General features: G+C 69.6%; 15 protein-coding genes. 13 read left to right on the top strand and 2 right to left on the bottom strand.

Features of this window, described 5'->3' with window-relative positions; genetic code table 11:
- Positions 1-25: 25 nt before the first annotated feature.
- From tssH to ACS5PN_RS28155, 7 genes are read left to right on the top strand one after another with little or no spacing between them, the layout of a single operon-like run.
- Positions 26-2,695, top strand: a complete 2,670-nt coding sequence (gene tssH / locus ACS5PN_RS28125; protein ID WP_439467350.1) for a type VI secretion system ATPase TssH — start codon at positions 26-28, stop codon at positions 2,693-2,695.
- A gap of 26 nt (positions 2,696-2,721) precedes the next feature.
- Positions 2,722-5,637 (top strand): type VI secretion system Vgr family protein, encoded by a 2,916-nt coding sequence (locus tag ACS5PN_RS28130; RefSeq protein ID WP_439467351.1) that lies wholly within the window; start codon positions 2,722-2,724, stop codon positions 5,635-5,637.
- The gene (locus tag ACS5PN_RS28135) at positions 5,634-6,176 is read left to right on the top strand and encodes a DUF4123 domain-containing protein (protein WP_439467352.1); all 543 of its coding nucleotides are present in this window, start codon (positions 5,634-5,636) and stop codon (positions 6,174-6,176) included. Before ACS5PN_RS28130 ends, ACS5PN_RS28135 begins: the two co-directional genes overlap by 4 nt.
- Complete coding sequence (locus ACS5PN_RS28140; protein WP_439467353.1) at positions 6,176-7,915, top strand: hypothetical protein; 1,740 nt, start codon at positions 6,176-6,178, stop codon at positions 7,913-7,915. Before ACS5PN_RS28135 ends, ACS5PN_RS28140 begins: the two co-directional genes overlap by 1 nt.
- Positions 7,915-8,733 (top strand): hypothetical protein, encoded by an 819-nt coding sequence (locus ACS5PN_RS28145; protein ID WP_439467354.1) that lies wholly within the window; start codon positions 7,915-7,917, stop codon positions 8,731-8,733. The genes ACS5PN_RS28140 and ACS5PN_RS28145 overlap by 1 nt, the downstream gene beginning before the upstream one ends.
- Positions 8,734-8,793: 60 nt before the next feature.
- Entirely contained in the window at positions 8,794-10,572 is a 1,779-nt protein-coding gene (gene tagH / locus ACS5PN_RS28150; RefSeq protein WP_439467355.1) for a type VI secretion system-associated FHA domain protein TagH, read from the top strand.
- A gap of 9 nt (positions 10,573-10,581) precedes the next feature.
- The gene (locus tag ACS5PN_RS28155) at positions 10,582-11,328 is read left to right on the top strand and encodes a PP2C family protein-serine/threonine phosphatase (RefSeq protein ID WP_439467356.1); all 747 of its coding nucleotides are present in this window, start codon (positions 10,582-10,584) and stop codon (positions 11,326-11,328) included.
- Between the two features lie 187 nt (positions 11,329-11,515).
- Here ACS5PN_RS28155 and ACS5PN_RS28160 read toward each other — a convergent pair whose 3' ends face one another.
- Both ACS5PN_RS28160 and ACS5PN_RS28165 read right to left on the bottom strand, forming a co-directional pair.
- Positions 11,516-11,923 carry a DUF4280 domain-containing protein gene (locus ACS5PN_RS28160; RefSeq protein WP_439467357.1) on the bottom strand — a complete coding sequence of 136 codons (408 nt, stop codon included), beginning with the start codon at positions 11,921-11,923 and terminating at the stop codon, positions 11,516-11,518.
- An 8-nt stretch (positions 11,924-11,931) separates the two neighbouring features.
- On the bottom strand, positions 11,932-12,498 hold the full coding sequence (locus ACS5PN_RS28165) for an OmpA family protein (RefSeq protein WP_439467358.1): 567 nt from the start codon (positions 12,496-12,498) through the stop codon (positions 11,932-11,934).
- A 174-nt stretch (positions 12,499-12,672) separates the two neighbouring features.
- Between ACS5PN_RS28165 and tssK the strand changes: the two genes are divergently transcribed.
- The 6 genes from tssK (at position 12,673) to ACS5PN_RS28195 (ending at position 24,141) form a co-directional block, all read left to right on the top strand.
- A complete protein-coding gene (gene tssK, locus ACS5PN_RS28170) occupies positions 12,673-14,010 on the top strand; it encodes a type VI secretion system baseplate subunit TssK (protein ID WP_439467359.1) in 1,338 nt (445 codons plus the stop codon).
- 126 nt (positions 14,011-14,136) lie between these two features.
- Positions 14,137-15,486: a DotU family type VI secretion system protein gene (locus ACS5PN_RS28175; protein ID WP_439467360.1), complete on the top strand. Its 1,350-nt coding sequence runs from the start codon at positions 14,137-14,139 to the stop codon at positions 15,484-15,486.
- Positions 15,487-15,488: 2 nt separating this feature from the next.
- A complete protein-coding gene (tssM, locus tag ACS5PN_RS28180) occupies positions 15,489-19,034 on the top strand; it encodes a type VI secretion system membrane subunit TssM (protein WP_439467361.1) in 3,546 nt (1,181 codons plus the stop codon).
- Positions 19,031-19,642, top strand: coding sequence for a type VI secretion system-associated protein TagF (gene tagF / locus ACS5PN_RS28185; protein ID WP_439467362.1), 612 nt, complete (start codon positions 19,031-19,033; stop codon positions 19,640-19,642). The genes tssM and tagF overlap by 4 nt, the downstream gene beginning before the upstream one ends.
- A gap of 7 nt (positions 19,643-19,649) precedes the next feature.
- The gene (locus ACS5PN_RS28190) at positions 19,650-21,491 is read left to right on the top strand and encodes a type VI secretion system contractile sheath domain-containing protein (protein WP_439467363.1); all 1,842 of its coding nucleotides are present in this window, start codon (positions 19,650-19,652) and stop codon (positions 21,489-21,491) included.
- 91 nt (positions 21,492-21,582) lie between these two features.
- Positions 21,583-24,141, top strand: coding sequence for a hypothetical protein (locus ACS5PN_RS28195; RefSeq protein ID WP_439467364.1), 2,559 nt, complete (start codon positions 21,583-21,585; stop codon positions 24,139-24,141).
- Positions 24,142-24,147: the final 6 nt, after the last annotated feature.

The following is a 24,147-nucleotide window of genomic DNA, read 5'->3' on the forward strand; positions in this document are numbered from 1 at the left end:
CACTCAGCACCGAGGAGAACTGGAAATGACAGACATCAGCCGCCAAGCCCTGTTCGGCAAGCTCAATCCGCTGGCCTACAAATCCATCGAAGGCGCCACCGTCTTCTGCAAGCTCAGGGGCAACCCCTATGTCGAGCTGGTGCACTGGATCACCCAGCTGCTGGAGAACAACGAGTCCGACGTGGCCGCCATCGTGCGCCACTACGGGCTGGACGCAGCCGCCCTGGCGCGCGACGTGACGACGGCCCTGGACCGCCTGCCGCGCGGCTCCACCGCCATCAGCGACTTCTCGGAACACATCACCCACGCCATCCAGCAGGCCTGGGTCTATGCCACGCTGATGTATGGCGAGGCCCAGGTGCGCAGCGGCCATCTGCTGGTGGCCCTGCTGAGCACGCGCACGCTGCACGACGCCCTCATCGGCATCTCGCGCCAGTTCGACAAGATCAAGGCCGACGACCTGGCCGACAAGCTGCAGAGCCTGATCGGCAAGACCGGTGAAGCCGGCCTGGGCGCCACCGACGGCAGCGCGCTGGGCGGTGGCCAGCCGGGCGAGGCCTCGGGCGCGATGGCGCCGGCCGCCATGGGCCGCCAGGAGGCGCTGAAGAAGTTCACCGTCGACCTGACCGAGAAGGCGCGCAAGGGCGAGATCGACCCGGTGACGGGCCGCGACGACGAGATCCGCCAGATCGTCGACATCCTGATGCGCCGCCGCCAGAACAACCCGCTGCTGACCGGCGAGGCCGGCGTCGGCAAGACCGCCGTGGTCGAGGGCTTCGCGCTGCGCCTGGCGCGCGGCGACGTGCCGCCGCCCATGCAGGGCGTGACCTTGCTGACCCTGGACATCGGCCTGCTGCAGGCCGGCGCCTCCATGAAGGGCGAGTTCGAGCAGCGCCTGCGCCAGGTCATCGACGAGGTGCAGCAGAGCCCCACCCCCATCATCCTGTTCATCGACGAAATCCACACCCTGGTGGGCGCGGGCGGTGCGGCCGGCACGGGCGACGCGGCCAATCTGCTGAAGCCGGCCCTGGCGCGCGGCAACCTGCGCACCGTGGGCGCCACGACCTGGGCCGAGTACAAGAAGTACATCGAGAAGGACCCGGCCCTGACCCGCCGCTTCCAGACCGTGCAGGTCGAGGAGCCCGACGAGAAGAAGGCCATCCTGATGCTGCGCGGCGTGGCCACGGTGCTGGAGAAGCACCACCAGGTCCAGCTGCTGGACGAGGCCATCGAATCGGCCGTCAAGCTGTCGCACCGCTACATCCCGGCCCGCCAGCTGCCCGACAAGGCCGTCAGCCTGCTGGACACCGCCTGTGCCCGCGTGGCCGTCAGCCAGCATGCGATGCCGGCCGAGGTCGAGGACTGCAAGCGCCGCATCGAGTCGCTGGAGATCGAGCAGGGCATCATCGGCCGCGAGGCCCAGGTCGGCGTGCACATCGGCGACCGCGGCACGCTGGTGGAAGAGAAGCTGGCCGGCGAACGCGAGCGCCTGGCCACGCTGGAAGCCCGCTGGACCCAGGAAAAGGACGTCGTCGCCAAGATCCTGGAGCTGCGCGCCAAGCTGCGCGGTGACGGCCAGCCGGCGGACGCCGGTGGCAGCCCCGACCGTGATGCGCTGCTGGCCGAAATGCATGCCGCCCAGACCCAGCTCACCGAGCTGCAGGGCGATGCGCCGCTGATCCTGCCGTCGGTGGACGCCCAGGCCGTGGCCAGCGTCGTCGCCGACTGGACCGGCATCCCCGTCGGCCGCATGGTCAAGAACGAACTGGAAGCCGTGCTGCGCCTGGGCGCAACGCTGGGCCAGCGCGTCATCGGCCAGCAGCATGGCCTGGACATGATCGCGCGCCGCATCCAGACCTCGCGCGCCAAGCTCGACAACCCCAACAAGCCCATCGGCGTCTTCATGCTGTGCGGCACCTCGGGCGTCGGCAAGACCGAGACGGCGCTGGCCCTGGCCGAGTCGCTGTACGGCGGCGAGCAGAACGTCATCACCATCAACATGAGCGAGTACCAGGAGTCGCACACCGTCTCCACGCTCAAGGGCGCGCCTCCGGGCTACGTCGGCTACGGCGAAGGCGGCGTGCTGACCGAAGCCGTGCGCCGCCGCCCCTACAGCGTCGTGCTGCTGGACGAGGTCGAGAAGGCCCACCCCGACGTGCACGAGCTGTTCTTCCAGGTCTTCGACAAGGGCTGGATGGAGGACGGCGAAGGCCGCATGATCGACTTCAAGAACACCATCATCCTGCTGACCAGCAATGTGGGTTCCGAGCTCATCATGAACATGTGCCGCGACCCCGAGCTGCTGCCCGACCCCGAGTCGCTGGCCACGGCCCTGACCGAGCCGCTGCAGAAGGTGTTCCCGCCCGCGCTGCTGGGCCGCATCGTCACGATTCCCTACTACCCGCTGAGCGACGAGATGCTGGCGAAGATCGTGCGCCTGCAGCTGGGCCGCATCGTCAAGCGCGTCGCCGAGAACCACCGCATCCCGTTCGAGTACAGCGACGCGGCCGTGGAGCTCATCGTCAAGCGCTGCAACAACGCCGAGTCGGGCGGTCGCATCATCGACGCCATCCTGACCAACACCGTGCTGCCCAAGGTCTCCATCGAGTACCTGTCGCGCACGGCCTCGGGCCAGCCGCTGCAGAAGGTCAGCCTGGGCGTGGCGGACGGCGATTTCAGCTACGCCTTCGATTGAGCTGAAACCCGCGCGGAGAAGCAGAGATGTCTGATGTGATGTCCATCACCACCAAGCTGGGTGCCGACAAATTGTTGGTGCTCCGGCTGGATGGCAAGGAGTCTCTTGGCGCATTGCCGGAGTGGCATGTCGACCTGGTCGGCAATATCAGCCTGCTGGGCGTGCGTGAGTCCATCGACCTGCACGCCCTGCTGGGCTCGCGCGCCAACGTCACCATCGAGCATGGCGCCAAGCGTCATTTCAACGGCTTCATCACCGAGGCCCAGCGCGGCGAGCGCCGTGGCCGCTACGACTCCTACCGCATCACGATGCGGCCCTGGACCTGGTTCGCGACCAAGACGCGCAACTCCCAGGTGTTCCAGAACAAGAGCGTCAAGGACATCGTCGCCGAGGTGCTGACGCCCTACAGCGCCGACTTCGCCTGGCGGCTGCAGGACGCGTCGGTCTACAAGCCGCTGGAGTACTGCGTGCAGTACGAGGAGTCGGACTTCGACTTCGTCAGCCGCCTGCTGGAAGAGGTGGGCATCTACTATTTCTTCGAGCACACCAGCACCACCCACACCATGGTGCTGACCGACTCGATGGGCAAGCACGAGGCCAAGGACGGCGAGAAGACCGTCAAGTGGTCCAACAAGCTCGACGCCAAGACGCCCAGCATGGTGGAGTGGCATGTGGCCGAGGAGGTGCACGCGGTCAAGGCCGTCGTGCGCGACTTCGACTACCTGGCCACCGCCACGGCCATCGAGCAGACCCACAGCGCGCTGACCTCGGCCGAGACCGCCAAGCTCGGCAAGGGCGAGGTCTACGAGTTCCCGGCCCGCGCGGTGCAGAACCAGGTCAAGGACGCATCCCAGCCGGCCACGGCCGCCGCCACCCGCGTCGCCAAGATGCGGCTGGAGGAACTGCAGTCGCTGCAGAAGGTCTACACCGGCACCACCAACTGCAATGACATGTCGGTGGGCGCCACCTTCGACCTGGAGGACTCGCCACACGCCGACGACGAGGACAGCTACCTCATCGTCAGCATGAGCTTCAGCGCCGAGTTCAACGATCACGAGGCCATCGAGGACCTCAAGCCCAACGGCAGTCGCCGCGATGGCGTGCTCGCCAGCGTCATGTGCATCAGCACCAGCGGCAACCCCTTCCGCCCGCAGCGCCGCACGCCGCGCCCCGTCATGTACGGGCCGCAGACGGCCACCGTCGTCGGCGCCTCGGGCAACGAGGTCGAGACCGACAAGCACGGCCGCATCAAGGTGCAGTTCCACTGGGACCGCCTGGGCAAGAAGGACGAGAACAGCTCCTGCTTCGTGCGCCTGTCCCAGCCCTGGGCCGGCAAGAACATGGGCCTGTGGATGATCCCGCGCGTCGGCCATGAGGTTGTCGTCAGCTTCATCGGCGGCGACCCCGACCGGCCGCTGATCACGGGCTCGGTGCACAACGACGTCAACATCCCCAGCTATCCGCTGCCCGCCAATTCCGACATCAGCGGCTGGCGCACCCACTCGACCAAGGAGGGCGCCGCCGACGCCCGCCACGAGCTGCGCTTCGACGACAAGAAGGACAAGGAATACGTCTGGCTGCAGTCGCAGAAGATCTTCCACCGCCACGTCAAGGACGACGCCTTCGACTGGATCGAGAAGAACGAGACCAAGAAGGTCAAGCTGACACGCAAGGAAGTGGTCGGCGAGAACTGGTACGTCAATGTCGGTAAGGACGTCATGCACGACCTCGGCAAGGACCTGCACACCAAGGTCGCCGGCGACATCTTCACGACCGGTGCGGCCACCTACCAGCTCAAGCTGGAGAAGGACTTGAGCGCCAAGGTCGGCGCGGACATGGGCTTTGACGTCACCGGCAAGACGGCCATCAAGGCCGGCGGCGACATCAACCTGCAAAGCGGCGGCGCGGGCAATATCAAGACGACGGGCAACCTCGTCAGCGAGTCCGGCGCCAAGCTGTCGATGAAAGCCACGGCCGATCTGCTGATGCAGGCCGTCAACATCAAGGCCAAGGGCAGCGCCGAGATCGTGCTCGAGGCCACGGCCGGCATCAAGATCGTCTGCGGCGCCTCCGTCATCACGCTGAGCTCGGCGGGCGTCACCATTGACGGCCCGATGGTCAAGGTCAACTGCGGCGGTGGCGGCGGCTCTGCAGGCGCGGCCGAGAGTGCGGCCGCGGCCGAACCCAAGGCGCCGGAAGACGCCAAGAACCTGGAAGAGCTGACGCCGGCCAAGGCCACCGACTACGACAAGCTGTTTGCCGACCCGCTGGCCGACAACGCGGGCACCGCGGGTGCAGGCGGCGCAGGCGCAGCAGGCGCGGGCGCGGGGGGCATGAAGACGCCGGGCGTGTCCAGCCTGCGCGCCGGTGCCCTCGGCCTGGGCGCGGCAGCCCTGGCGGCCGCCGGTGCCGCCGCCATGGCCGTTGCCGGCGGCGCCACGCTGAGCAGCAACGACGATGACGCCGACGAGCCCGTCGACGACGGCAGCGCCGCGCGCGACGCCGCCCTGGCCGAATCCGCCGCCAACGAAGAGGTGGCGCGCGACGCCGAGGAAGAGGCCAAGAAGCCGGTCGAGAAGACGCCCGAGGAACTGAAGGCCGAAGCCGATGCGGCAGCCGCCGCAGCCAAGGAGGCCGCCGCCGTGCTGGCCGAGGCCGAGGCCGGCGTGGCTGCCGCCAAGGCCGCCGAGGCCGCCGCCGAAACCGAGGTGGAGCGTCAGACCGCCGAGCAGGCGCTGGCGCAGGCTGAGGCGACCTACGAAGTGGCCAAGCAGGCCGAAGCCGAGGCCAAGGTCGCCAGCCAGACGGCCGACGAAGCCCTGGCTGCCTCCGAGGCCGCCCAGGCAGCCGCCAAGCAGGCCGAGGACCAGGCCGCCGCCGAGGCGGCCGCTGCGGCAGAGCCCCCGCCGGCTGCTGACGAAGGCGGCGGAGGGTCGGCTTGAGCGGTGCCGCCCTGGCCACGGCCCAGATCCGATCAGCACTGTGGGACCGGACTGACGCGCGCGTGCATGCCGTCGTCGATGGTGGCGTCATCCCCGGCCTGCTGCAGAGGCTCAACGGCGCGCAGACCGTCGGCTGGGACTGCCTGCAGCGCGGCGCCCTGTCCGGCGAAGCCGCTGCGCAAGCCGCCTATATCGTCGAACTGCAGCCCGAGGCCGAGTTCACGAGCTGGCTGTTCGACGAGGCCTGCATCGCCTTCGAGGGCTGGGGCGTGCTGATGAGCTCGACCCGGCCGCTGCTGGCCATGCGCGAACACAGCCGCGATCTCGCCGAGGTGCGCTGCCCCGATGGCCGCCGCCGCCCCTGGCGCTGGTGGGACCCGGAGCTGCTGGCCCTGCTGCTGCCCGGCCTGGCGCCGTCCCAGCTGGACGCCTTCTTCGCGGCCGGCCAGCAGTTGGTCAGCCCGGGCGCCAGGCGCTGGACCTGGTGGCAGCGCGTGGACGGCGTGCTCGATACCCAAGTGCGCGAACGGGTGAACTGATGTTGCAGATCACCCCCGAACAACTCGAGAAGGTCGAAGCCCTGCAGCTCAAGCGCGACTCGCGCGAGCTGCTGCAGCTGCTGGGCAGCGCCTGGCCCGAGGTCGCCGCCCAGCTCCAGGCCCGCTGGCCGTCCTTTGTCGACGTGGCCCTGGAGCAGGCCCAGCAGATCGGCCTGCGCCATGCCGCCGACCTGGCCCGTTATGCCTCGCTGTGCTGCCTGTGGGGCGCCAATTTCCAGGCCCGGCCGCGCTTTGAGTGGGCGGCCGCCATCGCCACCGACCCTCAGCTCAGCCCCACGCTGCGCCTGCACCAGCTGACGCAGCGCTCGCGCGAGGAACTGGTGCGCCGCGCCGCCAAGGCCGCGCCGACCGGCGATGCGCTGACGCCCGCCGGCTTCGACAAGGCCCAGGCCGCCATCGAGGCCGGCCTGGCCCGCATGGCCCGCGGCCGCGCCGTCTTCCTTGACCAGCCGCCGCCGCCCCGGCCCCAGGCTTGCGATCTGTCGGCCGTCACTTTCGCCGTCGCCGAGCCCAAGCCCCTGCAGGCCTACCAGGGCCAGGACGGCAGCTCGCGCCGTGTCGACCTGGCGCCGTGGGCGCCGCAGCCCGAGACCCTGTCCGCGCCGCTGGACGAACCGCGCCTGCTGCCGGTGCTGAGCCGCGCCGTCGGTGGCGGCGCGAGCGCCCGCCTGCAGCTCGCGGTCAGCACCCAGGCGGTCTGCAATGCCCACCACCCGGAGGTGATGCATGTCAGCGGCACCGGCCGCCTGAGCTGGCGCGGTGCCGACACGGCCCGCCTGAGCCTGACCCTGCACGCCCCGCCCAGCCCGCCGCCCGACCCCAAGCTCGGACCGGCCGGCATCGCCTACGGTGAGCCGCCGGATGTGCAGACGGTCAGCATCAGCAGCTGCGGCATCCGCAACGCCGGCGCGCCGCTGGGCAAGCTGGAGCTGGGCCTGCAGGTGCATGCCGCCACGCAGCGCCTGGTCGAAGTTCGCCACGGCGCCCTGCCCGCCCAGGCCTGGCCGGTCGAAGGCGAGGCCCCGGCGTTGAACACCGCCAGCACGGCCTGCCGTCTCGAAGCCGACGGCCATGGCGAGCCGGTACCGGCCTGGCTGAAGGCCTGGCAGGGCCTGCAGCCCGCTGCGCGCGCCGGCCTGGAGAAGCTCTTCATCGCCTGGTCGCGCCAGATGGCCGGCACCAGCGGCCGCATGGAGGCCGAGGCCGCGCCCCTGGTCGGCCAGGCCGATGTGGCCTGGGGCTGGCAGCATGCCGCCGACGGCGCCGTGGCGCTGCGCGTGCGGGGCGCCATCGACTTCGCGGCCCTGGTGCTGAACCTCAAGCTGGGCGGCGAACTGGACTGGGCCGGCAGCCGCGCCCGCATCAGCCTGCAGGCCCAGGGTCGCAGCGAATGGCGCACCACGCTGGCCGAGGGCCAGGACCTGGAGCAGGTCAAGACCAGCTGGCGCCACCCCTTCGCGCTCAGCGTCGAGGCCATCGCCAATGGCCAGCCGGCGCTGCTGTCGGCCGGCCCGCTGGCCGAAGGCCTCCGCGGCGCCATCGTCGGCGAATGCGGCCTGCGCCCGCGCCCCGATGGCCGCGGCCTGCAGTGGTTCTATCGCCTGGCCATCGAGCCAGCCCATGTACGGCTGCTGCGACAGGACCCGTTGGGCGGTGCGCAACGCAAGCTGTGCGAGCTGCTGCCCGCACTGACCTTGATCGATTGGAGTGCCGGCTGATGGACCGCCTGATGTGCCTCCATGTGCAGACCAGCGGCGAGCCCGTCGAGGTGCTGGTCAACGGCGTGCCCGTGCTGGCCCTGCCGGCAGGTGCGGGCAGCCAGTCCGTCACGGTGCACGAATACCTGCAGAACGGCAGCAACCGCATCACCCTCGTGGTGGCGCCGCTGCCCATCGCGCAGGCCGTGTCCGCGCCGAATGCGCCGGCCCAGCCGCGCATGGCCGCCCGCGCTGCCCATGCCCGCGCCCGGCTGGTGCTGCTGCGCCAGGGCAAGAGCCTGGCCGACGAGGCGGTGCGCGTGCTCGCCGAAGTCGTCTGGGCCGTCGAGGAAGGCACGAGCTTCGACGCCCCGACCGCCCAGCACCAGGACCTGGAGCTGCCGGTCGGCTTCCCGCGCTGGCGCTGGCTGGACGCGCCCGTCCTCAACCCCGGCCCGCAGGACCGCCAGCTCGTGCTCGCCGCCCTGCAGCGCATCGCCTTCGACCTGTCCCGAGGCAACCCGGACAGCCTGCTGGCCGCCTGCCGCCTCAAGCTCGAGGAGGTCGACCAGGCCTACCAGCGCCCCGCCGGCCAGGGCGGCGCGGCCCTGCGCGAGCAGGTGCAGCAACTCTGGCAGGCCGGCGTCCTGGCCACGCTGCAGCCGCCCACGCCCGACACCCTGCTGCTGCGCCTCGTGGCCGGTGGCCGCCTGCTGGAGTGCGTCAACCCGATGGGCGCCCCGGTACTCGGCAGCCAGAACGACGACGCGACGCTCGGCAATATCGCCTGGCCGTTGCGGCTGACGCTGATCGAAGGCAAGGTTTATGTGCTTAGATGAGCACCCATGCCCGCCTGCAGGGGTCGCCGCAGGGCCGTGCCGCGCTGAAAATCGCTGACCATGATTCGCCTTAACGTCACCACCTACAACGGCCTGCCCGTGAGCCAGCCGCTGTCTGCCCAGTTCGACGAACTCGGCGGCGACATCGGCCGCGCGGACACCAACCAGCTGGTGCTGCCCGATCCCGAACGCACCATCTCGCGCGTGCATGCCCGCGTGCTGTTCCGCGCCAGCAGTGGCTATGGCATCGTCGACCAGGGCAGCAACGCCATCAGCGTCAACGGCATCCAGCTCGGCAAGGGCCGCGAGGCTGCCATCAAGCCGGGCGACCAGATCCAGATCGGCGGCTATGTCCTCGTCGTCGAGGCCGGCAGTGCCGGCGGCGCCGCGGCCGACCCCTTTGCCGACTTCTTCGGCATGGCGCCCGCCACGGCCCTGACCCAGCCCGGCATCCGCCGCGATGTGAAGGCCGCCGACCCGCTGGGCCTGTTCGGCAGCGCCACGCCGTCCGCGCCGCGCACCGTGGCGCCGCCCGTCTCTGCACCGCCTCCATCGGCTCCGGCCATGGGTGGCATCCCGGCCGACTGGGATCCCTTCGCGCCGATGGCCCCGACCAAGCAGGCCACGGCCCCGCAGCCCTCGGCCGGGGCGCGTGCCCTCGGCCTGGACCTGGGCGCCGGCGCCCCCGCGTCGCTGATTCCCGACCTGCCCGGCTCGGCCCCTCGCGGCGGCGCGGCCGGCGATTCGCTGGACGCGCTGTTCGGCCTCGGCGCCCCCACGCCGGCCAGCAACAACCCGCTGGCCCAGTCGTTGCTCGGCGAAGCCATCGCCCAGCCCAACATGGCCGGCCACGTCGACCCCATGCAGGCCCTGGGCATGTTGCCCGCCGCGGCCGGCCAGGCCCTGCCGGACACGACCTCGGAGCTGAACCGCCCCTTCATCCCGCCGAACGCGCCCTCCGCATCGACGACGACGGGCCAGCGCCCCCGCCCGCCCGCCGCCTCCATGGCCGCGCTGAATTCCCTCGACCCCTCCGGCACGCTGTCGGGTGCCGTCGTATCCTGGAACGACAGCGCCGGCGAAGGCCGCACCATCATCCGCGCCGGCAAGAAGCCCGAGGCGCCCGCACAAACCACCATCGCGCCTCCCATCGCGGCCGCACCCCTGATGCCGCCGCCCCCACCACCCGCTGTGGTCGCGCCGGTCGCGCAGGCCGCGCCCGTGGCGGCAGCGATGCCGGCCGACCAGGCCGCCCTGCTGGCGGCCTTCCGCGAAGGTCTGGGCATCGCCAACCTGCCGGCCAGTGGCCTGACGCCCGAATTCATGCGCCTGCTCGGCCAGCTCATCCACGAGTCGGCCCGCGGCACGGTGGACCTGCTGGTCGCCCGCGCGGCACTGAAGCGCGAGGTGCGCGCCGAGGCGACCATGATCGTCGCCAAGGAAAACAACCCGCTGAAGTTCTCGCCGACGGCCGAGGTGGCCCTGGGCCATCTGCTCGGCCCCGCGGTGCGCGGCTTCGTGCCACCCCAGCAGGCCATGCGCGATGCCTTCGACGACCTGCGTGCCCACCAGCTCGCCTTCCTGGCCGGCATGCGCGCGGCGCTGGAAGGCCTGCTGCAGCGCTTCGACCCGTCCCAGCTGGAATCGCGGCTGACGCAGAAGTCGGTGCTGTCCAGCCTGTTGCCGGCGGCACGCAAGGCCCAGCTCTGGTCGGTTTTCCAGCAGGAATATCAGCAGATTGCCGGCGAACTGTCGGATGATTTCCACCAGGTCTTCGGGCGAGAGTTCCTGCGTGCCTATGAGGCGCAGCTCGACGCGCTGAATTCAGAACAACGATAAAGGAGCCCTGTGCAAATCGAGCTCGCATTGATGTCGGAACAGGGGGGGCGCGACTACAACGAGGACGCCTGCGGTCACTGGCATTCCGAGCGCTATCTGTGCTGCGTGCTGGCCGACGGTGCCGGCGGCCACGGCGGCGGCGACATCGCGTCCAAGCTCGCCGTCAGCCATGTGCTGCAGGGCTATGCCAGCCTGCCCGCCCATCATCCGCAGGCGCTGGAAGCCCTGCTGGCGGACACCAACCGCGAACTGCTCGCCCACCGCGCCGACAACCCGCAGCTGCGCCATATGCATTCGACGGTGGTGGTGCTGTCCATCGACCTGCAGGAGCGCAATGCGCTGTGGGGCCACTGCGGCGACTCGCGCTTCTATGCCTTCCGCGACGGCCTGCTGGCCCAGCGCACCCGCGACCACAGCCTGGTGCAGTCCCTCATCGACGGCGGCATGCTGGACGAGGCGGGGGCCCGCGTCCACCCCAAACGCAGCGAGCTCTACTCGGCACTCGGCACCCAGGGCGACGATCTGCACATCACGGTGGCGTCCGAACCCTGGCCGCTGGTGGGCCGCGAGGCTTTGATGCTGTGCACCGACGGCCTGTGGGAATGGCTGACCGATGAGGAGATCGCCGCCGCCCTGTCCTTCGCGCCGGACCCCCAGGCCTGGCTCAACGACCTCGGCCAGCGCGTGCGCCTGGCCGCCGCCGACAAGGCCAACCACGACAACTACACCGCGCTGGCCCTCTGGCTGGAGAAATGAGGCCCCTCGCCCAATCTCGCCTCGCTGAACGCGGGCGCGCCTGGTCGGTCCCCCAAGGGGACGGCGATGCTTGCGGCATCGAGCCGCAAGCACATCGCCTACGCGGGCCGGCTCGGGAGCGGCCCAGCGCTCGGCCCGAAAAAGAAAAAGCCGCCCTCGGGCGGCTTTTCTGTTGGCGCTCGAGCGCTCAGGGCACCATTTCCGTCAGCTGGCCGGGCGACACGATGCTGACGACGCCGGCATAGGCGCACATCAGTTTGGAGGTGTTGTTCAGCACCGGCATATTGGCCAGCATGACGGTCGGCGCTCCCGGCACCCAGGGCGCGGGAAAGACCGGCACACAGGGCATGGGCGTCAGCGTGAACACGCCCTGGGCTGCAGCAGTGGCGGCAGCCGTGGCGGCGGCGACGGCCGGGTTGGCCATGCTCTTGCACGGCCCGAAGGGCTGGATGTTCACCATGGGCTTGTTGTCCATGATGTTGGCCGCGAACTGGTTGCTGGTCTTCATCTTGTTCAGCGGCAGCACGCCCAGCTCGCTGGGCTTGGAGCCGAAGGTGCAGACCAGCTGAGCACCCTTGCAGACATGTTGAGGCATGGGGGCCTCTACTTCCTGCCGATTTCCACCCGGCGGTTCTCGTCGGCTTTCGGCTTGGCCGGATTCTTGGGCTCGCTGGCACCCACGCCTTCGATCACCAGCACGGCCGGGTCCGCGCCCTTGCTGACCAGGTAGTCACGCACCGACTCCGCCCGCTTGATGGACAGGGCCTGGTTGGCGGCCGGGGTGCCCGAAGCGTCGGCATGGCCGATGACGCGCACCTTGCGGTCGCTGTTCTTCTTGGTCTTGAGCACGTCGGCGAAGACGTCGAGCTGCTTTTTCAGTGTCGCCGGCAGCTCGGCCGAGCCGACCTTGAAGGAGGTCGCCGGCAGGGAATACTTGATGGCGGGCTTGAAACCCATGCACTTGAAGCCCGAAGCCTCCAGTTCCTTGCACTTGTCGTCAGGGAACAGGCCTTCGTTGATGGCGTCGGCGGTAGGCACGGTCTTGCCCAGGTCCACCGCCTCGGCAGCGGAGGCGGCCGGCGGCGGGATTTCCGGCGTCTGGGCGGCCACGGAGGCACTCAGGGTGAGACCGCACAAGGAAAGAACCAGGAGGGGGCGAAACTTCTTCATGACGGGCACTCGGTGGTCAGACAGGATGAACCGCTGACTGAGTGACCGTCCGCGCCGATTGGTTCCCGAAGGAGCGGGGAACCAAGCACGCCCGCCAGTCACTCATGGCCTGATCGCAGGCCGCCGTGGCTGCTTCCCCCTGTTTTCTCTTGCTCCATCGAGGCGATCCCATCCATGACCTGGCGTGACCGAGTGATCTGGACGGAGGGCATGTTCCTCCAGCCGCAGCACTTCCAGCAGCACGACCGCCACTGGGAGCACCAGTGGCGCCAACGCCTGCAGCAGGCCGTGGCCTATGCCTGGGGCTTCTCGGCCCTGAGCCTGGACGAGGCCTCCCTGACCCTGGGCAAGGTCGGCCTGGCCGCCGCCCAGGGGCTGATGCCCGACGGCACGGCCTTCTCCGCTCCAGGCGGCGACGCCACGCCGGCCGCCGTCGACATCCCGCCCGACGCCCGCAACGAGATCGTCGTGCTGGCCGTGACCCTGCAGCGCCCCGGTGTCGTCGAGACCGATGCCGAACAGGCCGCCGGCGCCATGGGCCCGCGCTTCTCGACGGCCGAGGTCAATGTCGGCGACAGCAACTCCCAGCTCGACCGCGACGCCGCCCTGCAGATCGGGCGGCTGAACCTGCGCCTGATGCTGCAGCGCGATGCCGGCGAGGGCTATGCAACCCTGGGCGTGGCCCGCGTCGTCGAGCGCCGCGCCGACAACCGTGTCGTGCTCGACCCCAGCTATGTGCCGCCGCTGCTGCACGCGCCGGCCCACCCGGTGCTGGACGGCTATGTGCGCGAGCTCTGCGGCCTGCTGAACCAGCGCGGCGAGGCCCTGGCGGCCCGCCTGGCCGCCCCGGGCCGCGGCGGTGTCGGCGAGATTTCCGACTTCCTGCTGCTGGAAGCCGTCAACCGCAACCAGGCCCTGTTCAACCACTTGCGCGCGGTGTCGGTGCTGCACCCCGAGCGGCTGTACAGCGAATGCCTGAGCCTGGCCGGCGACCTCGCCACCTTCCGCGACAGCCGCCGCCCGGGCCAGTACGCCGACTATCTTCACGACGACCTGGCCGCCACCTTCCGCCCCGTCATCGACGACCTGCGCCAGTCGCTGTCCATGGTGATGGAGCAGACCGCCATCCCCATCGAGCTGCAGGACCGCGCCTATGGCGTGCGCGTCGCGCTGATCCCGGACGTCGGCCTGCAGCGCACCGCCACCTTCGTGCTGGCCGTGTCCGCCCAGCTGCCCGGCGACGCCCTGCGCGCCCGCTTTCCCACCCAGGTCAAGATCGGCCCGGTCGAGCGCATCCGCGACCTCGTCAACCTGCAGCTGCCCGGCGTCACGCTGCGTCCGCTGCCGGTGGCGCCGCGGCAGATCCCCTATCACGCCGGCCACAACTACTTCGAGCTCGAGACCCGGGGCAACGACCTGTGGAAGCAGCTCGAGACCTCGGGCGGCCTGGCCATGCACATCGCCGGCGAGTTCCCCGGGCTCGAGCTCGAGTTCTGGGCGATCCGCGCCTGACCATGAAATACGAACATAGCCACAGAGGCACAGAGACACAGAGGAATTCCAAAGCCCTGCTGCCTTCTTCTCTGTGCCTCTGTGCCTCTGTGGCTAGTTTTGAACCGGGCCTGAACGGCTGACGCCATGAGCGATCCCAACAACGACGACCCCTTTGCCGCCTTCGGGCAGGACCGCACCGTCATCAAGCCCAGCGCAGGCCGGGCCGCGGTGACAGCGCCCCAGCCACCGGCACGCCCCGCAGGCCCGATGGGCGGCCAGCAGCCCGCCGGCATCCCCGCGGGCCCCATGGGCAAGGAAGCCCCCATGGCCCTGGAGGCGCTGACGACGGCCAGCATGAACCCGCTGGTGGCCGCCGCCATGCCGCTGCTGTCGGCCGCACCGCGCGTGCGCCACAGCGCCCAGCATCCCAACCCCGCTGGCCTGAAGGAGGCCCTGGCCGAAGGCATCCGCACCTTCGAAGCCAAGGCCCGGGCCGAGGGCCTGCCCAACGAGCAGGTCATCGCCGGTCGCTACATCCTGTGCACCCTGCTCGATGAGTCCGCCGCCAGCACGCCCTGGGGCGGCTCCGGCGCCTGGGCCGCGCAAAGCCTGCTGGTGCAGTTCCACAACGAGTCCTGGGGCGGCGAGAAGGTCTTCGCGCTGATGGCCAAGCTGGCCGAGAACGTGCCGGCCAACCGCAATCTGCTGGAGCTGCTCTACGTCTGCCTGGCCTTCGGTTTCGAGGGCCGCTACCGCGTCGTCGACAACGGCCGTGCCCAGCTCGACGGCGTGCGCGCCCGCCTCGCACAGATGCTGCGCCAGGGCAGCAATCCCGACCCTGCCCTGTCGCCACGCTGGCAGGGCGCCGAGCCCGGCGAGACCCGCCTGCGCCAGAAGCTGCCGGTCTGGGCCATCGCGGCCGCCATGGCCCTGGTGCTGCTGCTGGTCTATATCGGCCTGCGCTTCAGCATCAATGGTTCGTCCGACGACGTCTTTGCGGCCCTGCGCGGCTATGACGTCAAGACGGCCGCCGTCGCCGCCCCCGCACCACCGCCGGCCGCGCCGCGCCTGGCCGGGCTGCTCGACAACGACATCAAGGCCGGCCTGATCCAGGTCAACGACCTGGCCGACCGCTCCGTCGTCATCATCAAGGGCGACGGCCTGTTCGGCCCCGGCAGCGCCGAGGTGTCGTCCGAGTTGCGCCCGCTGGTGCTGCGCATCGGCGAGGCCCTGCAGCGCATGAAGGGCCCCGTGCAGATCACCGGCCACACCGACAACCAGCCCATACGCTCGCTGCGCTTCCCGTCCAACTGGCATCTGTCGCAGTCGCGCGCCGAGGCCTTCCGCAACCTGCTGGCCGAGCGAGTCGACATCGCCCGCCTGCGCGCCGAAGGCCGCGCGGACGCCGAAGCCGTGGCCGACAACGCCACCCCCGCCGGCCGCGCGAAAAACCGCCGCGTCGAAGTCACGCTGATGGTCCAGGACGGTCGCTGATCATGAAGAAGATCCTTTCCTTCCTGTTCCACCCGATCACGCTCGGCGTGTTCGTCCTCCTCGTGCTGTCGGCCCTGGTCTGGTGGGTCGGCCCGCTGATCGCCTTCGGCGAGCACCGGCCGCTGGACACCAGCCTCGCGCGCTGGATTGCGCTGGCCGTCGTCTGGCTGCTGGGTGGCCTGCGCCTGGTGTGGTCGCAGATGCGCCGCCGCCGCATCAACGCCGCCCTGGTCAAGGGCATGAATGCCGGTCCTTCGGCCGCCGCCAAGGAAGAGGGCGTGCTGCAGGAGCGCTTCACCCAGGCCCTGGACCTGCTGAAGAAGGCGCCCGGCGCCAAGAAGGGGCTGTTCAGCGGCAACTCGCTGTACGACCTGCCCTGGTATGTCTTCGTCGGCGCGCCCGGCTCGGGCAAGACCACGGCCCTGCTGAACGCCGGGCTGAACTTTCCGCTGACCGAGAAGCTCGGCCAGGCCAGCGTGCGCGGCGTGGGCGGCACGCGCAACTGCGAATGGTGGTTCAGCGACGAGGCCGTCCTCATCGACACCGCCGGCCGCTACGCGACGCAGGATTCCGACAAGGACACCGATGCCGCGGCCTGGGACACTTTCCTGGGCCTCTTGCGCAAGGCCCGCCCGCGCCGCCCCATCAACGGCGTGCTGCTGACCATCAGCGTGCAGGACCTGCTGGCCCTGCCGCCCGACCAGCGCAAGGAACAGGCCTCGCGCATGCGCGGCCGCATGCAGGAGCTGCAGCAGCGCCTGGGCGTGAAGGTGCCGGTCTATGTGATGGTCACCAAGTGCGACCTGCTGGCCGGCTTCAACGAGACCTTCGGCCCCATGGGCAAGGAGGAGCGCGACCAGGTCTTCGGCTTCACCTTCCCGCTGTCAACGCAGCCGGGCGAGGAGATCATGTCCAACTTCGGCGGCGAGTTCGCGTCGCTGGAGAAGCGCCTGCGCGAACGCCTCATCGAGCGCATGGAGGCCGAGAGCGACACTCTCAAGCGCGCCACCATCTTCGCCTTCCCGCAGCAGTTCGGCGGCTTGAAGGGCCTGCTGGGCGGCTATCTGGAAACGGTGTTCGGCGGCGGTGGTGCGCTGGACGAAGCGCCGCGGCTGCGCGGCGTCTACTTCACCAGTGGCACCCAGGAAGGCACGCCCATCGACCGTGTGCTGGGCGCCCTGGCCCGCACCTTCGGCGTCGAGCGCCGCCTGACGCCGCCCGCCGCGGCCAAGGGCAAGAGCTATTTCCTGAACCACCTGCTGCGCAAGGTCATCTTCATCGAGCAGGGTCTGGTAGGCCAGAACGCCCAGGTCGAGCGCCGCAGTGCGCGCCTGCGCCTGGCCGGCCTGGCGACGGTTGGCGTCATCACGCTGACCCTGCTGGTCGGCTGGGGCTTCAGCTACTTCGGCAACAAGCGCTACATCAACGACATCGAAGCCAAGCTGCCGGCACTGAGGGACACGGTCACGGCCCTGCCGCCCACCAGCGGCAGCGACCCCTCGGCCTTGCCCGAAGCCCTGGCCGCCATCCGCGATGCGGCCCAACCGCCCGGCTTCGCGCTCGACAGCCCGCCGCTGTCCCTGGGCTTCGGCCTCTTCCAGGGTGACAAGCTCGACGCCGGCGCCCAGGTCTCCTACCACCGCCTGCTGCAGCGCGCCCTGGCGCCGCGCATCGCAGCGCGCCTGGAGGAGAGGCTGCGCACGGCCAACCGCGACAACCTCGAGTTCGCCTACGAGTCGCTGAAGGCCTATCTGATGCTCTACACGCCCGAGCATCTGGACAAGCCCGGCCTGCAGGCCTGGATCGGCCTGGACTGGGACGCCAACCTCGAAGGCAGCCTCGGCGCCGAGAAGGTGGCCCTGCTGAAGAACCATCTCGACGCCCTGCTGTCGCGCGGCGGCTTCGAGGTGGCCCAGCCCATGGACAAGACGCTGGTGGCCAGCGTGCGCGAGATGCTGGGCGCCTACCCGCTCGAATACCGCATCTTCAGCCGCCTGCGCCGCGCCCAGATCGACGGCGACCTGCCGCCCTTCACGGTGGCGGCCTCGGCCGGCCCGCAGAGCCCTAACGTCTTCATGCGTGCCAGCGGCGCGCCGCTGACCCAGGGCATCCCGGGCATGTTCACCAAGGACGGCTACAAGAAGGCCTTCCAGACCTCGGTGGACAAGACCGCCAAGCAGCTCGCCGAAGAAGAAGCCTGGGTGCTGGGGACCAACCCCGCCACGGCCAAGCGCCTGGCCGAGGACAAGACCCTGGTCAACCGCGTGCGCCGCCTCTACCTGGAGGAGTACGTCAAGGTCTGGGACAACTACCTCGCCGACGTGCGCCTGGTGAAGCTCAATGGCCTGGACCGCGGCATCGCGGTGTCGCGCCTGCTGTCGGCGGTGGACTCGCCACTGGCCGCCTTCCTGCGCGCCGCGTCCAGGGAGACGACGCTGATCGACCCGGTCACGAACGACAACTCCATCAACAAGGAACTGAACAAGCGCGCCGACGACGCCATCTTCGCCAAGGGCGGCGAGCTGGCCCGCCTGGCCGGCAACCAGGCCAAGGCGCCGACGGCCATCTCGTCGGACGGCCCGCTGGAGAAGATCGTCGACGACCACTTCGCCGCGCTGCGCCGCCTCGTCACCGGCACGCCGGCGCCGCTGGACGATGTGATGAAGATGTTCAACGAGGTCTATGTGCAGCTCAGCGCCGTGCAGGAAGCCTTGAAGAGCAAGTCGCCGCCGCCCGCGGGTGGCGGCGGCGGCAAGCTCAAGGCCGCGGCCGGCCAGCAGCCCGAGCCGCTGCGCGGCGCGCTGGAGACCCTGGCCGACGCGGCCGACAACCAGAGCCGCCTGGTCGAGCGCCAGAGCCTGACCGGCGAACTGCAGCCCGTCAGCGAGTTCTGCTCGCGAGCCATTGCCGGCCGCTATCCGGTCGCCCAGGGCTCCAAGGTCGACGTGCTGCCCGAGGACTTCGGCCAGTTCTTCGCCCCCGGCGGCATGATGGACGACTTCTTCACGCGCAAGCTGGCGCCCCTGGTCGACGTCGGCACCAACCCCTGGAGCTTCCGGCCGACGGGTGACGGCACCAAGCCCGTGTCGCCGGCGGCACTCGCCGACTTCCAGCGCGCGGCCCGCGTGCGCGAGGTCTTCTTCCGCGGCGGCGGCAAGGCCCCGGCCTTCCGCGTCGACGTGCGCGTGCTGGAACTGGCCGACGGCCTGAAGGAGCTGAACCTGGACATCGACGGCCAGGTCACCAAGTTCACCGCCGGCAGCAACCAGGCCGTCAGCCTGCAATGGCCGGGCGCGCGCCTGTCCTCGCAGATCAAGCTCAGCGCCCTGCCGGGCGGCGGTGCGCCGGTCACCTTCGACGGCCCCTGGGCGCTGTTCCGCCTCTTCGACCGCTTCGAGGTGCAGGGCTCGCCGCAGCAGCCCGAGCGCTTCATCGTCGTCATGAACCTGGACGGCCACCGCGCCCGCCTGGAAGTGACAGCCAGCAGCGTCTTCAACCCCTTCCGTCTGCGCGAGCTGCAGCAGTTCCGCTGCCCGGGGGCGCTGTGAACGCGATTGCCGGTTGGTATGGAAAGCTGCCTGCATTGGGAGATTTCGCCTCGCGGCGGCTGACGCCCGAGTGGATCGCCCAGTGGGACAACTGGCTTGCCGCCGGCCTGCATCAGCTGCGCGAGATCGCGCCCGACACCTGGCTGAACGACTACCTGGCCAGCCCTGCCTGGCGCTTCGCCCTGCTGCCCGGGTCCTTGCCCGACGGCTCGGGCGAGGGCCTGCGTGTCGGCGTGATGATCCCCTCGGTGGATCGCGTGGGCCGCTACTTTCCCCTCGTCGTCATCAGCCCGCCGCTGCAGCGCCCGACCGACGGCGCCCAGGTGGCCGCGCTGTGGCAATGGGCCGGCCAGATCGAAGACATCGCGGTCAACGCCCTGCACGAGGACTGGACGGCGGAAGCCCTGGATGCCGCGCTGGCTGACGCACCACCACCGACCGTCATGGCCGAAACGGCCTTGCCCCCGGCCCTCGCCGCCTTGCTGAGCCAGGCTGCCTGGGATGGCCTGCAAGGCTGCTCGCTGTGGCTGCATGCCGGCGCCGGCCCGACCGTGCAGCCCGCCCTGCCCCAAGGCGCGGCCTTCGCCGCCCTGTTTAGACCGAACTGAGGACGCCATGAGCGACTGGAAACCCAACTACGGCCAACTGTCGGCCGCCGCCCCCGCTTGGGGCCCCAAGCGCCCCATCCGCATCGCCCTGCTGGGTGACTTCGGTGCCGGCGCCGCGGCCGGCCGCCTGGACAGCGGCGCCGACCTGGCCCGCCGCAAGCCGCGCTCGGTGGAATTCGATTCGCTGGAAGACTGGCTGGGTCAGCAGAACATCACGCTGAACCTGCCCGTGGGCGCCGATGGCGCGCCGGTCGAGATCCCGCTGGCCGACCTGGAGTCCTTCCACCCCGACACCCTGTTTCGCGAGCTGGAGCTGTTCAAGAAGCTCAACGACCTGCGCAAGCGCCTCAACAACACGGCCACTTTCGACAAGGCCGCGGCCGAGGTTGCCAAGATGGGCGGCGGTGCGGCCCGCAAGGCCTCGCGCACCGCCCACGGCGCGCGCTCGCGGGGTTCTGCACCGTCGGCGGGCGCCAAGCTGAGCGACTTCGCCCGCCTGACCGGCCGCACCAGCGCGCCCGAAAGCGGCGGCAATATCGACGCCCTGCTGCGCAATGTCATCGGGCCCTTTGTCGTGCCGGCGGCCAAGCCCGAGAAGGTCGGCCTGCTCAAGGTGCTCGACGAGTCGATTGCCGATGGCATGCGCGCTGTGCTGCACCAGCCCGACTTCCAGACCACCGAATCGCTGTGGCGCGGCGTGGACTTCCTGCTGCGCCGTCTGGAGACCGGGCCGATGCTGCAGGTGCACCTGATCGACATCAGCGCCGAGGAGTTCGCGGCCGACCTCAGCGCCAGCGATGACCTGACCGACAGCGGCCTCTACCAGCTGCTGGTCAGCAAGCAGGCCGAGACCAAGGACGGCGGCTACACCTATGTCGCCGGCCTCTACCAGTTCGAGGCCACGCCGCCCCACACCGAGCTGCTGGGCCGCATGGCCAAGATCGCCAACGCCGCGGGCGCCACCTTCTTCACCTCGATGGCGGTGGATGACCTGAGCAACCCGCGCAACCCGCCGCACCAGCTCGTCGTCGACGCCTTCGCGGCCCTGCGCGGCCTGCCCGAGGCCAAGCGCCTGGGCCTGCTGGGTCCGCGCTTCCTGCTGCGCCACCCTTACGGCAAGCGCAGCGACCCGATCTCGTCCTTCGCCTTCGAAGAGTTCACGATGGCCGACGGCCTGGGCGCCCTGCTGTGGGGCCACCCGGCCCTGCTGGCACTGACGGTGCTGGCCGGCCAGGGCGGCAAGCCCAATGTGGACGACCTGCCCTTCCATCACTTCGTCGATGCCGACGGCGACAGCACCGCCCTGCCCTGCACCGAGCGCTTCATCTCGACCGGCGTCGCCACCGAGATGGCTCGTTATGGCCTCAAGGCCCTGATGGCCCACAAGGGCGAGCCGCTGGTGCAGCTGACCGGCCCCGACACCGTCGCCGGCACCTTCACGCCGCCGGCCGCCGTCGCGGCCAAGCCCGGCGCCCGCATGGGTGTGGAGATGTCGGTGCGCAGCAAGCTGGCCGAGCCCGAGGAACGCAAGGCCGCCGCGCCCAAGGCCGCGCCGAAAGCTGCAGCCAAGAAACCGGCGCCCGAGGAAGAAGCCGCACCGGCCGCCAGCACGTCCGACGACAGCGCCGACCTGGACGCCCTGCTGGCCGACCTGGCCGGCGGTGGCGACAGCGCGCCCGCGCCAGCGCCTGCAGCGGCCGACACCTCGGACCTGGACGATCTCGACGCCCTGCTCGCCAGCCTCAATGACGACACGCCGGCCGCCGCCGAGCCCGCCGCGGCGGCCGCAAGCGGCGATGACGACGCCATGGACCCGGATCTGGAAGCCCTGCTGAAGTCCCTGGGCTGAACAACCCTGACGCGCTGGTGCGCGTCACGCGAGTGGAACCAAGCGGGGCCATTCGTTCACTCAGCAGGTCAGACTGCCTGCAGGAAGAACGATGCCCAAGACCGCCCTCCGCGAAGTACTGGAAAGCCTCAATCCCTTCAAGAAAAAGAAGGCGAGGCCCTCGACCGTCGATTCCGATGCCCTGAGCATCGGCGGCGAAGCGGTCACGCTGTATCGCCGCGGCACTGCGGCGGGCGTGTCGTTGGGCGGCGCCCTGGTGGACCGACGTGACGAGATCAACGACCAGGCCATCGCCAAGCACTACGACGAAGCGCGCCGTCTGCTGGACTCCTATCGCGAAGACATCGAGGCCAGCATTGCCGTCAAGGAAGACGCGGCCCTCTACGTCGATGCGCCAGGCATGACGGATGAGGAGCGCGAGCACGCACGCATGCTGCGCCTGAGCATCGCCGAGGACATCGATGCGATGAAGCTGGACGAAGCGGCCGACGAGGTCGATCAGCTCAGCGCCGTATGCGCCCGAGCACAGATGCGCGAAGACCTCGGGCTTGACCGGGCCGCCGACATTTTGCGTGGCGAGATCAATGCCGATCTGCCCGAGGAGGCCACGCCCCAGGAGATGAAGGAGGTCGAAACCCTGCGTGGCCTGGCGCTGAAGGCCATGGACGGCGATCTGACGGCGGCCAAGATCGAGCAGGCACGCAAGCTCGCCAAGCCGATGCATGACGCCATCGAAGCCATCGAGCGCCGGCTGGAGGTGACGGCGGCCGATCCGGCCGTCCTCTACGATCGCCTGAAGCTGCGCGTGGACGACGTCGTGAATTACCCGCCGGAGTACCAGTCGTCAGTCATCCGCGCGGCCGTCCGGGCGGTGGACGAAGCACGCGGTCGGGTGGAGACCCGGCTGGACGCGTTCGCAAAGGCGGCCAAGGGTGATGCGCGCGACAAGGCTGCGAAGTCGGCCACTGAGGCCGTCGGCGTGTTGCGCCAGAAGATCGCGGCGACGGCTCCCTCGCTGCGGGCGCATGACGACGAGGTGCGAAAGTATTTCGCCAGCCTCAAGCGCATGACACCGCAGATCCAGGTGGCCGACACGCTGCCCGAGGACGACGGCAGCGGTGGCGACACCGACTGGAAGGCCGAACGCCAGGCCTATGACGCTTCCCGCCAACGCGTCGTCAAGCTGCAGGACGGCGGCAAGTTCCGCGAGGCCAATGTCGAGCTCGCCAACTGCGCCCGCCTGATGAAGGCCCTGCTGGACAAGCGCCGCGAAGCCATCGACAACGACATCGGCGGTGCAGGCGACGATGACCAGGCCCGGCAGGTGGTGGAAGACCTGAAGGCCGAGGGCCTGCTGGAGATCCTGACCGCCAAGCAGCAGTTGGCGCTGGTCAAGAAGATGCCGCCCGACTCCGACGACAACCTGGACGCCCGCGCGGCCGTCTTCGGCAATCCGGCACTCGACGAGGACTTCGTCAAGGCCGAGCAGAAGGTGCTCAAGGACGTGATCAAGATGCTGCGCGGCAACGACGGCAAAGACGCCACGCCCGAGAGCATCAAGGCCAAACAGGAATGGGCCGAGAACGAGAAGCACTGGGCCGCCTGGGCGGGCAAGGATCCCAAGCAGCCCAAGGCCAAGGACATCTCCAGGCTGCAGGCCGTCTGCCAGAAGATCGCCGAGCAGCAGTTCAAGGAGCTGATGAAGCTGGCCGGCCTCGATCCCGACAACCCGCCGCCCAAGTTCCCCCAGCCGCCGGTCACGGTGAAGCTGAAGAAGCTCAAGCCCACCGAGTTTGGCGAGACCACGCCTCGCTTCCCCGCCGAGATCACCATCAATTCCGAGCACCGCATGATCGGTGACTTCAAGGAGATGATGGACACCATCCTGCACGAGAACACACATGCCTGGCAGATGATGGTCATCGCGCAGTTCAGGGGCACCGCGCCCTTCACCGCACAACACCAGGCCAAGCTCAAGGGACCCACGGCCCTGACGGCCATGAAGGTGCAGGCCGAGCTGTTCTCCGAGAACCTCAAGAGCTATTCCACCGATGACGGCCCGTATCGGCATCAGCCGGTCGAAGAACAGGCCTGGACCTTCGGCGGCAAATCGGCGACGGCCCTGCTGGTGCCGCCGCCCAAGCGCAGCTTCGATTCCGGCAAGGGCTTGAAGAACAAGCTGTGGGTGGTCACCTCGATGTCACGCACCTCGCAAGCCACGGTGCGCCTGGCCGATCGCCACGGCATCTATGTCGACGAATGGGAAGGCGAGGAAGCGGGTGACAAGAAGCTGACGCTGGAAGGCGTTCCCGGCGTGTCATCGACCCAGCGCCTGCAGGTCCAGGACGTCATCGATGAGTACACGCTGCTCGTGGATCTGGACGCCTCGGGACTGCTGGGCCGCCGCATCCCCAAGGCCGAGGTCGAACAGGAGATGGCCGCCCTGGCCAGGAAGCAATACAAGAAGAAGCAGCTGTCCGAACTCACCGCCGAGCAACGCAAGGCCGTCTTCAAGGCCGTGCTCGAGAAGAAGAACTGGGAGGCCGGCGGCGACAAGGGCCAGCAGACCGACGAGGTGAGGTCGACGGACGAAGTCGAGGTCGAACGCGGCCGCCTCGTGCTCGACGAGTCCGTCGCCAAGCTCAGCTGAGACCCC

The organism is Roseateles sp. NT4, from assembly GCF_051857475.1.
Taxonomy (GTDB): domain Bacteria; phylum Pseudomonadota; class Gammaproteobacteria; order Burkholderiales; family Burkholderiaceae_C; genus Pelomonas.

Bases quoted from the DNA above. Each gene is read 5' to 3' on its own strand.
- ACS5PN_RS28195 (WP_439467364.1), top strand. From the start codon at position 21,583: ATGCCCAAGACCGCCCTCCGCGAAGTACTGGAAAGCCTCAATCCCTTC.
- tssM (WP_439467361.1), top strand. From the start codon at position 15,489: ATGAAGAAGATCCTTTCCTTCCTGTTCCACCCGATCACGCTCGGCGTG.
- tagH (WP_439467355.1), top strand. From the start codon at position 8,794: ATGATTCGCCTTAACGTCACCACCTACAACGGCCTGCCCGTGAGCCAG.
- ACS5PN_RS28175 (WP_439467360.1), top strand. From the start codon at position 14,137: ATGAGCGATCCCAACAACGACGACCCCTTTGCCGCCTTCGGGCAGGAC.
- tssH (WP_439467350.1), top strand. From the start codon at position 26: ATGACAGACATCAGCCGCCAAGCCCTGTTCGGCAAGCTCAATCCGCTG.
- ACS5PN_RS28140 (WP_439467353.1), top strand. From the start codon at position 6,176: ATGTTGCAGATCACCCCCGAACAACTCGAGAAGGTCGAAGCCCTGCAG.
- ACS5PN_RS28165 (WP_439467358.1), bottom strand. From the start codon at position 12,498: ATGAAGAAGTTTCGCCCCCTCCTGGTTCTTTCCTTGTGCGGTCTCACC.
- ACS5PN_RS28160 (WP_439467357.1), bottom strand. From the start codon at position 11,923: ATGCCTCAACATGTCTGCAAGGGTGCTCAGCTGGTCTGCACCTTCGGC.
- tssK (WP_439467359.1), top strand. From the start codon at position 12,673: ATGACCTGGCGTGACCGAGTGATCTGGACGGAGGGCATGTTCCTCCAG.
- ACS5PN_RS28190 (WP_439467363.1), top strand. From the start codon at position 19,650: ATGAGCGACTGGAAACCCAACTACGGCCAACTGTCGGCCGCCGCCCCC.
- ACS5PN_RS28130 (WP_439467351.1), top strand. From the start codon at position 2,722: ATGTCTGATGTGATGTCCATCACCACCAAGCTGGGTGCCGACAAATTG.
- ACS5PN_RS28145 (WP_439467354.1), top strand. From the start codon at position 7,915: ATGGACCGCCTGATGTGCCTCCATGTGCAGACCAGCGGCGAGCCCGTC.